This window comes from Streptomyces sp. NPDC052701 (assembly GCF_040678355.1).
In the GTDB taxonomy this organism is placed as follows: Bacteria; Actinomycetota; Actinomycetes; order Streptomycetales; family Streptomycetaceae; genus Streptomyces.
On sequence record NZ_JBFATO010000015.1, the window covers coordinates 55326 to 67220 of the forward strand.

The following is an 11895-nucleotide window of genomic DNA, read 5'->3' on the forward strand; positions in this document are numbered from 1 at the left end:
GCCGTGCCCGGACGCCGTCCTACAGTGCCGGAATGAGCACGACGACCCCGCCCGGCTGGTACCGCGACCCGTCGGCCCCGCACCTGGAACGCTGGTGGGACGGCACGGCCTGGACCGGGCACCGGCGCGCCCCCGGGGCCCCCGGCGCGCCGGCGCCCCCGTCCCCGGGCGGCACCGGACGCGCGAGGGCCGTCGTCCTCACCGCCGCCGGGGCCGTCCTGGCCGCCGCGATCGTCACCGGCGCCGTCCTCCTCGGCGAGGACGACGGCGGTGCCCGGGCGCGCACCGGCCCGACGGCCGCGGCCTCCCCGGCCGGCCGGACGCCCGCGCCGTCCGCGCCGGCGCCGTCCCCCGGCGGCCCCTCCGTCGTGGAGGACCAGCTCAACGGCGTCACCTTCCCGCTGCCCGACGGCTGGACCAGGCCGCGGTACGTCGCCCGGGAGGACGTCGTCATGACCACCGACGGCACCTACGACTGCCCGGGTGACGGCGGCGTGTGCCGGCACGGGCTCGTCATCTCCCGCACGGTGACCGACACCGACGAGACGTCCCCCCGGATCCTCGCCGAGCAGGACATCTCCGACGCCGCCGCCGACGCGTACGACCGCGACCCGGTCGGCCGCAAGCCCTTCGGCGGCATCGAGTCCCACGAGGTCGTCGGGTCCGGGCCGGTCGCGGTGGCGGGCCGTGCCGGGTACTTCGTGCGCTGGCGCGTGCGCACCGCCGAGGGGCCCGGCGGCTACGTGCAGTCCCTGGTCTTCCCGTCCAGCGTCGGCACCGAGTCCCCCGTCCTCGTCCGGTACGTCTTCGACGCGGGCGGGGACGGCCCGCCCCTCACCGACATGGACCGCATCACCGAGGGCATCCGCCCGGCCGGCGACGCGGACACGGGCGGCGGTGTGGGCAGCAGCATCGGCCCCTCGGACTGAGCCGCCGGGACGGGGCACCGGCCCGCCCCGGGGGGGGCGGGCCGCTACAGGAACGTACGGCCCTCGCCGCGGTAGGTCGGCACGGTCGCCGTCACCGCGTCGCCCTCGACGAGGTGCAGCACGTCGAACCGCTCGCACAGCTCACCGGCCTTGGCGTGCCGGAACCACACCTTGTCGCCGATCAGCAGGTCGTCGGCGGGCGCGCCGAGCAGCGGCGTCTGCACCTCCCCGGCCCCCTCCCGGCGGTCGTACCGCAGGCCCTCCGGCAGGTACGGCACCGGCAGCCGGTCGCGTCCCGCGGCGCCGGACGCCGGGTAGCCGCCGCCCAGGACCGTCACCACGCCCACGCCCGGCCGCCGTACGACGGGCTGGGCGAAGAGGGCGGCCGGGCGGCCCGTGAACGATGTGTAGTCGTCGAACAGCCGCGGCACGTACAGCCCGGACCCGGCCGCGACCTCGGTGACCGCCTCCTCCGCGGCGGTGTGCTGCACGCTGCCGGTGCCGCCGCCGTTGACGAACTCCAGGTCCGGTACGACGGCCCGCACCGCGCGCACCGCCTCGGCGCGCCGCGCGGCGAGTTCGCGCCGGGCGGCCGCCTGCATCAGGCGGACGGCGCGCGACCGCAGCGGCCGGCCGGCGACCGCGTCCCCGACCCCGGCGACGTGCCCCTCGTACGCCATGATCCCCACGACCCTGAAGCCCGGCCGCCGGGCCACCGCCCGGGCCAGGTCGGCCAGTCGGGCGGGGGAGTGCAGCGGCGAGCGGCGGGCCCCGACGCGCACCCGCCCGCCGAGCAGCCTCAGGGAGGTGTCCAACTCCAGGCACACCCGCACCACTTCGCGCCCGTCGCCGCGCGCGGCGTCGACGAGGTCGAGCTGGGCCGGGTCGTCCACCATGACGGTGACGGCGGCGGCGAGCTTGGGATCGGCGGCCAGTTCGGCGTAGGCGGCGCGGTCGGCGGACGGGTAGGCGAGCAGGACGTCGTCGAACCCGGACCGGGCCAGCCACAGGGACTCGGCCAGCGTGAAGGACATGATGCCCGCGAACCCGTCGCGCGCCAGGACCCGTTCGAGCAGGGCACGGCAGCGCACGGACTTGCTGGCGACCCGGACGGGCTTCCCGCCGGCCCGCCGCACCAGGTCGCCCGCGTTGGCGTCGAAGGCCTCCAGGTCCACGATCGCGACGGGGGCGTCGAGATGGGCGGTGGCCCGGTCGTAACGGGCCCGGTCGGCGGCGCGCGCAGTCATGGACGCAGCCTGCCAGACGGAATTACCGCAGGGTAGGGGATGTTCCGGGCAGATGCCCCGGCCGCGCGGACCGGTTCCCGTTCGCCCGGGGAGACGCCGTAGAGTGACGCGCACGCACGGCGGAACGCCGCCGGCCGGAGGTCCGCGCCGGATGACGGCCCGCCCGTGCGGGTAGGTGTGCCCGGGACGAGTCCGTGCCGGGCCCGGGCAGGAGACCAGCGGCCCGCGGAGGAGACAGCCCGGGCCGAGGAAACGGGGGGTGCATGAGCACGGAAGCGCGGCGTGCCCCCGTCCCCCCGCGCCCGGCCGCGCCGCCGCCCCCGCCGCATCCGCCCCGGACCGGGCAGGACGGCACCGGGGAGCACGACCGGCGGCAGCCGCGGACGGTCCGGGAGCAGCGGACGGCGGGGCAGCCGGGGGCGGCCGGTACGGACGGCCGCGGCGAGCCGGCGGCCGGACGCCCGGATCCGCACCCGCCGGCCACGGCCGGACCCGGCACCTCCGGTACTTCCGCCCCTCCCGGCACCTCCGGTACCCCCGGCACCCGTGAGCCGGCCGCCGCGCCCGCCCGGGACGGCTCGGAGGCCGAAGCGCCGGCCGGCCGCACCCGGGAGGGCACCGGCGCGGCCCGGCCCGCGTCCCCTCCTCCGCGGACCCGCCCGTCCTTCCCGGGCTTCGCGCCCCCCGCGCCCCAGGGCACCGTCTCCTCGGCCCCGCCCCCGCCGCGGGCCTCCGCCCGCTTCCCGGACACGCCGCCGGCGGTGGGCCCGCGGGCGGCAGGCGGCAGCGGCGCGGCGGCCCCGGACGCCCCGGCGGCCGGCTCCCGGACGCGGCCCGGCACCGCGTCGGCCACCGGGTCGGCCGCCGTACCCCCGCGCCCGGACCACCGGCCCGCGCCGCGCCGCGCGGACGCCCGCGCCGAGACCTCCTCGGAGACGACCGCCCGTCTGCGCCCCGTGCCCGCACACCCCGCGCCGGAGCCGCCCGCCCGGCCGGGCGGCACGCCCGCCGGAACCTTCGGCCGCCCCGGCGCGGCCGGTGCACCGTCCGGCGCGGGAACCCGGCCGGGCGCGGCGCCCGGTGACTCCGGTCGCCGTACGGGGCCCGCGGCGGGCCGCCCCGCCGTGCCCGCCGCCCGCACCGGGACCCCGCCGCCGGTGCCGCCCCCCGCCCCGTCCTCCGTCTCTCCCGACCCCGCCTTCTCCTGGAGCGCCTTCCCGGCCCCGGGGGGCACCCCGGGGGCCGGGCGGCCCGTCGTGTCGTTCGGGGAGCCCGAGGGGTACGACGAGCACGCGCGGCCCGGGCCGCTCGGGCGGCGGGGACGGTCGCGGGCCGTGGCGGCGGCCGCCTGCCTCGTGCTGGGACTCGGTCTCACCGGCGGTGCCGTGACCGGGAGCTGGCTCGTCGGCGGCTCCGGGCAGGCCGAGCAGCGCGGTGCCTTCGCCGCCGCCGGGAGCCTGTGGCACAGCGTCCCGGTCGACCGGCTGTTCCCGCCCACGGTCGCGGGGCAGGGCGCGGGTCCCGGCGAGGCCGACCGCACCTGGACCCGCGTCGCCGTCGCCCCGGACGGCGGCTGCGCGGGCGCCTTCGACCCCCTGCTGCGCAAGGCCCTCGCCCCCGTCGGCTGCCGGCGCCTGCTGCGCGCCACCTACACCGACGCCACCCAGAGCCACGTCACCACCGTCGGCCTGCTCTTCACCAAGGCCGACGCCGCCGCCATGGCCTCCCTGGCGAGCCGCTTCGCCAAGGAGCGCCTGGACCGCCGCAGCGACCTGATGCCCCTGCCGTACGCCGCGCGGGACACCGCCGCCGGCCGTTTCGGCGCCGGGCAGCGCGCCTCCTGGACCGTCTCCGTCCTCACCGACGCCCCCGTCGTCGTCTACGCCGTCTCCGGCTGGGCCGACGGCCGCACCGTCGACGACCCGCAGCCCGCCGAGGACGCCATGGCCTCCGGCGCCACCACGGCCCCCGCCCAGGCGGGCCTCGGCCACGAGGCACGGGGCCTCGCCGACCGCATCGAGCGCGCCCTGCGCAAGAACGTCCGCTCGGCCACGGAGCAGCCCTCGTGAACACCGCGACGAACGCCGCGACGCACACCGCGGTGGACCCGGCCGGGAAAGCCGGGAAAATCAGGAAGGCCGGGGAAGTCGGGAAGGCCGGGAAGGCCGGGAGGCCCGGGGAAAGGCCCCGCCGGTCGGGAGCCCTGTGCCTCCTCCTCGCCGTGGGCCTCGCCCTCCTGCCGTCCACCACCGCGCACGCCGACGGCATACGCGCCCAGCAGTGGGCCCTGGACGCCATGCGCACCCAGGAGGCCTGGCGGACCACGAAGGGCGCGGGCGTCACCGTCGCCGTCCTGGACACCGGCGTCGACGCCGACCACCCCGACCTCGCCGGCAACGTCCTCGCCGGCGAGGACCTGATCGGTTTCGGAGCCGAGCCCGGCGACCGGGCCTGGGCCCGCCACGGCACCGCCATGGCCGGCATCATCGCCGGTCACGGACACGGCCCCGGGGGCGCCGACGGCGTCATGGGCATCGCCCCCGAGGCGAGGATCCTCCCCGTCCGCGTGATCCTGGAGGACGGCGACGCGTCCCGCGCCAAGGCCCGCAACACCCGCGGCAACGCCCTTGCCGAGGGCATCCGCTGGGCCGCCGACCACGGCGCCGACGTCATCAACCTCTCCCTCGGCGACGACTCCGCCTCCGCGCACCCCGAACCCACCGAGGACCAGGCCATCCAGTACGCCCTGCGCAAGGGCGTGGCCGTCGTCGCCTCCGCCGGCAACGGCGGCGAGAAGGGCGACCACATCTCCTACCCGGCGGCCTACCCGGGCGTGATCGCCGTGGCCGCCGTCGACCGCTACGGCACCCGCGCCTCCTTCTCCACCCGCCGCTGGTACGCCACCGTCAGCGCACCCGGCGTCGACGTCGTCATCGCCGACCCCGACCGCAAGTACTACGAGGGCTGGGGGACCAGCGCGGCCGCCGCCTTCGTCTCCGGCGCCGTCGCCCTGGTCAGGGCGGCCCACCCGGACCTGACCCCGGCGCAGATCAAGAAGCTCCTGGAGGACACCGCCCGCGACGCCCCCACCGGCGGCCGCGACGACTCCCGCGGCTTCGGCTTCGTCGACCCGGCCGCCGCCATCCGGGCCGCGGACCGCTTGAAGCCGGAGCGGCTGCGCCCGGCGGCGTACGGCGAGCGGTACTTCGGCCCCGGCCCGGACGACGCCGCGTCCGGCGGCGACACCGCCAACTGGGCGGCCCCCCTCGCGGGCGGCGCCGGCGGCGTCCTGCTGGTCGCGTCGGTGGCCCTGTGGCGCGGCCGCCGCGCACACCGGGACGGCCTCTAGAGGACTTCCGGACACCGTGCGACGCGCCCCGGCCCGCACGGAGACGACCGGTCAGGGGGCGGTCGCGAACACCGACACGGCCGCCCGCGCCGCCGCCTCCACCAGCGCGATCCCGTCCGCCTTCGTCGCGCTGCCGTCCGACAGGACCGCCACCAGGCGGTCGCGGCCGCCGACCCGCACACGCCCGGTGCTGTTGACGTCCCACCGGCCGGTCGTGCTGCGCGGCAGCCAGCCGTTCTTGAGCGCGTACGGCGATCCCGCGGCCGAGACCCCCCAGTCCTGGCCGGGGGCGATCCGTCCCATCAGCCCCCGCAGGTACGCCCGCGAGGCCCCGTTCAACTCCGAGTCCTCCCCGAAGACCTGACGGAGCAGCACCAGCCGGTCGGCCGCCGTGGTCCGGGTCAGGCCCCACAGCGTCCCCTCGCCGCCCCCGGTCGCGGTGAGCCCGAACCGCTCGTTCGCGGCGTCGAGCCCCGGCGCCCGGCCGATCGCCCGCCACAGGGCGGAGGCGGCGGCGTTGTCGCTGTCCCGGATCATCACGGCGGCGTGCGCCCGCTCGGCCGCGGTGAGCCGCCGTCTTGCGTCCTGCGCCCGGAGCAGCAGCGCCGCCAGGATGTCGACCTTGACGACGCTCGCCGTGTCGAAGGCACCGTCACCGTACGCGGCGCCCCGGCCGGACTCCGCGTCCAGCACCGCCACCGACACCCTCGCGCCGTCCGCGACGGTGACCGGCTCCATGGCCCGCGCGAGCAGCGCGTCGAGATCCACGCCGGGTTCTCCTCCCAGGTCGCACCGGTGCCTCCCCGCCGGCCGAAGCCGGCCCCGACGGCGGCGCGGACGACGGCACGGCCCGCACACCGTAGTGCGCCCGCGCCCTCACGTACACCGTCCCGGCGGCGGTACCGCCCACGGGGCCGGCCGCGGCGGGCGCGCCGCACGGGAACGGGCGGCAGGGCGGGCGGGCACGACGGCCCCGGCGGGCCCCGGGAAAGCGGGCTCCGGGGACTCCCTGCCGGCGATGCCGGGGGCGACGGCCGCGCGGACCGCCGGGCGCACCCCGCGGGCGGGCCGGGAGGCACCGGGAAGCCCGCCGAGGACGTCACGCGCGGGCTCCCCGGGCCCGCCCGGGCCCCGATGCCCGCTGCCTATAGGGTCGGGACCGTGGCGAACAAGAACATCCCCGACCCCGGCTTCTCCGACGACGACGGCTCCGCCGACCCCCGGCTGAGCGCGGCGCTCGCCGCCTGGGCCGAGGACCGCACCGCCGTGGGTCCGGTCCTGGAGGCGCTCAGGGGCGCCCGGCTGCTCGTGCCCGTCGTGGCCGTGCTCGGCGAGGCCGAGGAGGACGAGAACGGGCTGCGCCGCGACAAGACCAGCGAGATGGCGGTGCCGACCCTGAAGGCCGGACACCGCACCGCCCTGCCCGCCTTCACCTCCACCGGCTCCCTGGCCCGCTGGGACCCGGCGGCCCGCCCCGTCGCCGTGCCGCTGCACCAGGCCCTGCAGGCCGCCGCGCACGAGAAGGCGGACACGATCGTGCTCGACCTGGCCGGCCCGGTCCCCTTCGAACTGGACCGGCCCGCGCTGCTGGCGCTGGCCGAGGGCCGCACCACGACCGACCCGCTCGCCGACCCGGCCGTCGTCGAGGCCGTGCGCGCGGCGGTCGCGGCCGAGCCCGCCGTGCTGCGCGCCCACCTCGGGCCGGGGCAGGCCGACGGCACCCTGGCCCTCGTCCTCGACCCCGCCGCGCCCCCCGCCGAGGCCGCCCGCGCGCTCGCGCGGCGCCTGGCCGCCGACGACACGCTGAGGGCCCGCCTGGTGCGCGGCCTCGACCTGGCACTGCTGCCGGCCGGGACGACGCCACCGGGCGAGCCCTTGTACGTGCGGTGACGGACTAGCCGTAGACCGGGCCCGTGTACTTCTCGCCCGGGCCCTGGCCCGGCTCGTCCGGGACGAGCGAGGCCTCGCGGAAGGCCAGCTGCAGCGACTTCAGGCCGTCGCGCAGCGGCGCCGCGTGGAAGGAGCTGATCTCGGTGGTGGAGGCGTCCAGCAGACCGGCCAGCGCGTGGACCAGCTTGCGGGCCTCGTCCAGGTCCTTGTACTTGTCGCCCTCCTCGGTGAGCCCGAGCTTCACGGCGGCGGCACTCATCAGGTTGACGGCGACCGTCACGATCACCTCGACCGCCGGGACCTCGGCGATGTCGCGGGTCATGGCGTCGAAGCCGGGGCTGCCGGCGGTCTCGGGGCGGTCCGAGGGGGAGGTGTCACTCATGCTCCACACGATAGGTGCACCGCGACGGGGCCACGCGGCGGACCCCGGCCGGCTCCGGTTAGCCGTTCCCGGCCGGAGCTGCTAACCTTGTGTAACGACCGGTCGGACACGTATGTCACACGACAGACGGACCGACCCACAAGTGGAGGCTTTCGAACTCCCACCCGACCACCCTCGCGGGAGGCGGGTCACCGGTCAGGCGGTCGGCGTCCCGGCGACGGCGCTCCGCCCGAAATCGCGCCCCGCGGCATCGCGGCGGTGCTCCGGTAGTTCGAGGAGCCCCGCCTGTGATCGTCCGGGGCATTTTTTCTGCTTCGGCGCGGTTAGGTCTAACGAACACAGACGTTACGCGGCTGTCCGCCAGACCGTCGCGTGGTGCTACCGAGGAGGATCCATCAGCGCCGAGCCCCGCATCAACGACCGGATTCGCGTTCCCGAGGTGCGACTTGTCGGTCCCAGTGGCGAGCAGGTCGGCATCGTGCCGCTTGCCAAGGCACTGGAGCTTGCGCAGGAGTACGACCTGGACCTGGTCGAGGTCGCGGCGAACGCCCGTCCGCCCGTGTGCAAGCTCATGGACTACGGGAAGTTCAAGTACGAGTCGGCCATGAAGGCCCGTGAGGCGCGCAAGAACCAGGCGCACACGGTCATCAAGGAGATGAAGCTCCGGCCGAAGATCGACCCGCACGACTATGACACCAAGAAGGGTCACGTCGTCCGGTTCCTCAAGCAGGGCGACAAGGTCAAGATCACGATCATGTTCCGTGGTCGCGAGCAGTCCCGGCCCGAGCTGGGCTACCGACTGCTGCAGCGCCTCGCGGAGGACGTCCAGGACCTCGGTTTCGTCGAGTCGAACCCGAAGCAGGACGGCCGCAACATGATCATGGTCCTCGGTCCGCACAAGAAGAAGACCGAGGCGATGGCCGAGGCTCGCCAGGCGCAGGAGGCCCGCAAGGCGGAGGCGAAGGCCAACCCCGGCCGTTCGATGAACGCCGCGGACCCCGACGCCGCGAACGCCGAGGCTCCGGCCGAGACTTCCGCCGAGGCGTGACCCCGGGGGGCGTCAGCCCCCAGGACGTAACCGAAACAAGAGCGACGCTCCACCGTGCCCGGTTCTCGCGACCGGGCACCGGAGCGCCACCGACGAGGAGAGAACGGCGCTATGCCGAAGAACAAGTCGCACAGCGGTGCCAGCAAGCGCTTCAAGATCACCGGCTCCGGCAAGGTGCTCCGCGAGCGTTCCGGCAAGCGCCACCTGCTCGAGCACAAGTCGTCCCGTGTGACGCGCCGCCTCACCGGCAACGCCGAGATGGCCCCGGGCGACGCCAAGAAGATCAAGAAGCTTCTCGGCAAGTGACGCCCCGGCGCCGGGCGCACCGCACGCGCCGAGCGCCGTACGTACGTCAGGACCGGGACCCAATCGATTTCGGGCCGTGTGAGGACCACCGCGGCCCCGCTACAAGGAGTTAACAAGTGGCACGCGTCAAGCGGGCAGTCAACGCTCACAAGAAGCGCCGGGCGATCCTCGAGCAGGCCTCCGGCTACCGCGGTCAGCGCTCGCGCCTGTACCGCAAGGCCAAGGAGCAGGTCACCCACTCGCTGGTCTACAACTACAACGACCGCAAGAAGCGCAAGGGTGACTTCCGCCAGCTGTGGATCCAGCGCATCAACGCCGCTGCCCGCGCCAACGGCATCACGTACAACCGCTTCATCCAGGGTCTGAAGGCCGCCAACGTCGAGGTCGACCGCAAGATCCTGGCCGAGCTGGCCGTCAACGACCCGGGCGCCTTCGCCGCGCTCGTCGAGGTCGCCCAGAAGGCGCTGCCGGCGGACGTGAACGCCCCCAAGGCTGCGTGACGCCGCGCCGGCGCCGCGCCGGTGTGACGGAAGGGACCCGCAGGCCGTCCAGGCCTGCGGGTCCTGCTGTGTCCGTGAACCCCTGAACTGCCAAGGTGAACCCATGCCCCCCGCCACCCCCGAGCTCATCTCCCCCCGCTCCCCCCGCGTCCTGGCCGCGCGGCGGCTGGCCAAGCGGAACTTCCGGGGCAAGGAGCGGCTGTTCCTCGCGGAGGGACCGCAGGCCGTGCGGGAGGCGGCCGGGCACCGGACCGGGGGCACCGCCACGCTCGTGGAGCTGTTCGCCACCCTGGAGGCCGCCGAGCGGTACGCCGACATCGTCGGGGAGGCCCGGGACGCCGGCGCCCGGGTGCACCTCGCCTCCGAGCAGGTCATCGAGGACGTCTCCACCACCGTCACGCCGCAGGGACTCGTCGGCGTCTGCCGGTTCCTCGACACGCCCTTCGAGGAGATCCTCGCCGCCCGCCCCCGGCTGGTCGCCGTCCTCGCGCACGTCCGCGACCCCGGCAACGCCGGGACCGTGCTGCGGTGCGCCGACGCCGCCGGAGCCGAGGCCGTCGTCCTCACCGACGCCTCCGTCGACCTGTACAACCCCAAGGCCGTGCGCGCCTCGGTGGGTTCGCTGTTCCACCTGCCGGTCGCCGTCGGCGTACCCGTGGACCGGGCGGTCGGCGGGCTCAAGAAGGCCGGCGTGCGGGTCCTGGCCGCCGACGGGGCGGGCGACCGTGACCTCGACGCCGAGCTCGACAAGGGCACCATGGGCGGGCCGACCGCCTGGGTGTTCGGCAACGAGGCCTGGGGCCTGCCGGAGGGGACCCGGGCGCTCGCGGACGCCGTCGTGCGCGTCCCCCTCCACGGGAAGGCCGAGAGCCTGAACCTCGCCACCGCCGCCGCCGTATGTCTCTATGCGTCGGCGCGTGCACAGCGTGCCGCCGGAGGGTGCCGTTCCGTCACCGGCAGCTAGTAGGGTGACCAGCTCGGGGACACCCACTGCGCCGGTACGAGAGGTGGGGTACGGGGATGAGCGTCGGCACGGGCGGGCCAGCGGGAGCACGGGACGTGCGGCGGCCGCCCGCATCCCGGCCCGGTGACCTCGCCGGTCCCGGCATCGATCCCGACGAGCTGCCCGACGGCCTCGTCGTCGCCGACGAGCACGGGCGGGTCGTCTGCTTCAACGCCGCCGCCGAGCGCATCACCGCCGTGCCCGCCGCCGGGGCCCTCGGGCAGCGGCTGGACAAGGCCCTGCCGCTGGAGGACCTGGACGGCCGGCGCTGGTGGCAGCTGACCGACCCCTACGGAGGACTCGCCATCCGGGTCCGCCAGCCCGAGCGCAACCTGCTGCTGCCCGGCGGGCGGGAGGTGCTGGTGTCGGCCCGCTACGTCCGCGGCGAGCCCACCGGTCCCGTCCGCCGTGTCGTCGTCACCCTGCGCGACACCGAGGCCCGGCGCCGCACCGAACGCAGCCACGCCGAGCTGATCGCCACCGTCGCCCACGAACTGCGCTCCCCGCTCACCTCCGTCAAGGGCTTCACCGCCACCCTGCTCGCCAAGTGGGAGCGGTTCACCGACGACCAGAAACGGCTCATGCTGGAGACCGTCGACGCCGACGCCGACCGGGTCACCCGGCTCATCGCCGAGCTGCTGGACATCTCCCGGATCGACTCCGGCCGGCTGGAGGTGCGCCGGCAGCCCGTCGACATCGGGGCCGCCGTCGGACGTCACATCCAGGCCTACGTCGCCGCCGGCCAGCCCGCCGACCGGTTCCTGCTGCGCGTCGAGCAGCCCCTGCCGATGCTGTGGGCCGACCCCGACAAGATCGACCAGGTGCTCAGCAACCTGCTGGAAAATGCCGTGCGGCACGGCGAGGGAACCGTCACCATCGACATCACGGCCACGGCGTCGCCCCGCGAGGGAGAGGACGCCGGCACGTCGGTCACGGTGAGCGACGAGGGGCCCGGCATCCCGGAGGAGTCCATGAACCGCGTCTTCACCCGCTTCTGGCGGGGCAGCAAGCGCGGCGGCACGGGCCTCGGGCTCTACATCGTCAAGGGCATCGTCGAGGCCCACGGCGGCACCATCACGGTCGGCCGCGCCCCCGGCGGCGGCGCCGAGTTCCGATTTACCCTGCCCGTGGCGGCCCCGGCCTATCTGGCCTGAGACCCCACGGGCGCATGCGCACACCCCCACCCCGTTAGACTCGGCCTTTGGCACCTTTGTGTCCCAGACGGATCCCGACGGACCTCG

The 11895-nt window shown here is 76.0% G+C and carries 11 protein-coding genes and 1 pseudogene; 9 read left to right on the plus strand and 3 right to left on the minus strand.

Annotated features, from left to right (window positions below):
* Positions 1-32 precede the first annotated feature (32 nt).
* Complete coding sequence (locus tag AB0L29_RS18905; protein WP_365828494.1) at positions 33-929, plus strand: DUF2510 domain-containing protein; 897 nt, start codon at positions 33-35, stop codon at positions 927-929.
* A gap of 44 nt (positions 930-973) precedes the next feature.
* On the opposite strand, the gene AB0L29_RS18910 is transcribed toward AB0L29_RS18905, so the two are convergent.
* On the minus strand, positions 974-2176 hold the full coding sequence (locus tag AB0L29_RS18910; protein ID WP_365828496.1) for an amino acid deaminase/aldolase: 1203 nt from the start codon (positions 2174-2176) through the stop codon (positions 974-976).
* 1256 nt (positions 2177-3432) lie between these two features.
* Between AB0L29_RS18910 and AB0L29_RS18915 the strand changes: the two genes are divergently transcribed.
* Together AB0L29_RS18915 and mycP are read left to right on the plus strand one after the other, a co-directional pair.
* The gene (locus AB0L29_RS18915; RefSeq protein ID WP_365828498.1) at positions 3433-4245 is read left to right on the plus strand and encodes a hypothetical protein; all 813 of its coding nucleotides are present in this window, start codon (positions 3433-3435) and stop codon (positions 4243-4245) included.
* A gap of 134 nt (positions 4246-4379) precedes the next feature.
* Positions 4380-5525: a type VII secretion-associated serine protease mycosin gene (gene mycP, locus AB0L29_RS18920; protein WP_365828705.1), complete on the plus strand. Its 1146-nt coding sequence runs from the start codon at positions 4380-4382 to the stop codon at positions 5523-5525.
* Between the two features lie 51 nt (positions 5526-5576).
* Here the strand turns inward: mycP and AB0L29_RS18925 are convergent.
* Positions 5577-6435: pseudogene (locus AB0L29_RS18925) on the minus strand (hypothetical protein).
* Positions 6436-6686: 251 nt separating this feature from the next.
* On the opposite strand from AB0L29_RS18925, the gene AB0L29_RS18930 reads away from it, so the two are divergent.
* Positions 6687-7415: an SseB family protein gene (locus AB0L29_RS18930; RefSeq protein WP_365828500.1), complete on the plus strand. Its 729-nt coding sequence runs from the start codon at positions 6687-6689 to the stop codon at positions 7413-7415.
* Between the two features lie 4 nt (positions 7416-7419).
* On the opposite strand, the gene AB0L29_RS18935 is transcribed toward AB0L29_RS18930, so the two are convergent.
* Entirely contained in the window at positions 7420-7797 is a 378-nt protein-coding gene (locus AB0L29_RS18935; protein ID WP_365828502.1) for a DUF1844 domain-containing protein, read from the minus strand.
* A gap of 394 nt (positions 7798-8191) precedes the next feature.
* On the opposite strand from AB0L29_RS18935, the gene infC reads away from it, so the two are divergent.
* From infC to AB0L29_RS18960, 5 genes are all read left to right on the plus strand, one after another.
* Positions 8192-8845, plus strand: a complete 654-nt coding sequence (infC, locus tag AB0L29_RS18940; RefSeq protein WP_365828707.1) for a translation initiation factor IF-3 — start codon at positions 8192-8194, stop codon at positions 8843-8845.
* A 111-nt stretch (positions 8846-8956) separates the two neighbouring features.
* Positions 8957-9151, plus strand: a complete 195-nt coding sequence (gene rpmI / locus AB0L29_RS18945) for a 50S ribosomal protein L35 (protein ID WP_030577024.1) — start codon at positions 8957-8959, stop codon at positions 9149-9151.
* A 116-nt stretch (positions 9152-9267) separates the two neighbouring features.
* Positions 9268-9651, plus strand: coding sequence for a 50S ribosomal protein L20 (gene rplT / locus AB0L29_RS18950; RefSeq protein WP_365828504.1), 384 nt, complete (start codon positions 9268-9270; stop codon positions 9649-9651).
* Between the two features lie 103 nt (positions 9652-9754).
* The gene (locus tag AB0L29_RS18955; protein ID WP_365828506.1) at positions 9755-10615 is read left to right on the plus strand and encodes an RNA methyltransferase; all 861 of its coding nucleotides are present in this window, start codon (positions 9755-9757) and stop codon (positions 10613-10615) included.
* A 56-nt stretch (positions 10616-10671) separates the two neighbouring features.
* The gene (locus tag AB0L29_RS18960; protein WP_365828508.1) at positions 10672-11808 is read left to right on the plus strand and encodes an ATP-binding protein; all 1137 of its coding nucleotides are present in this window, start codon (positions 10672-10674) and stop codon (positions 11806-11808) included.
* Positions 11809-11895: the final 87 nt, after the last annotated feature.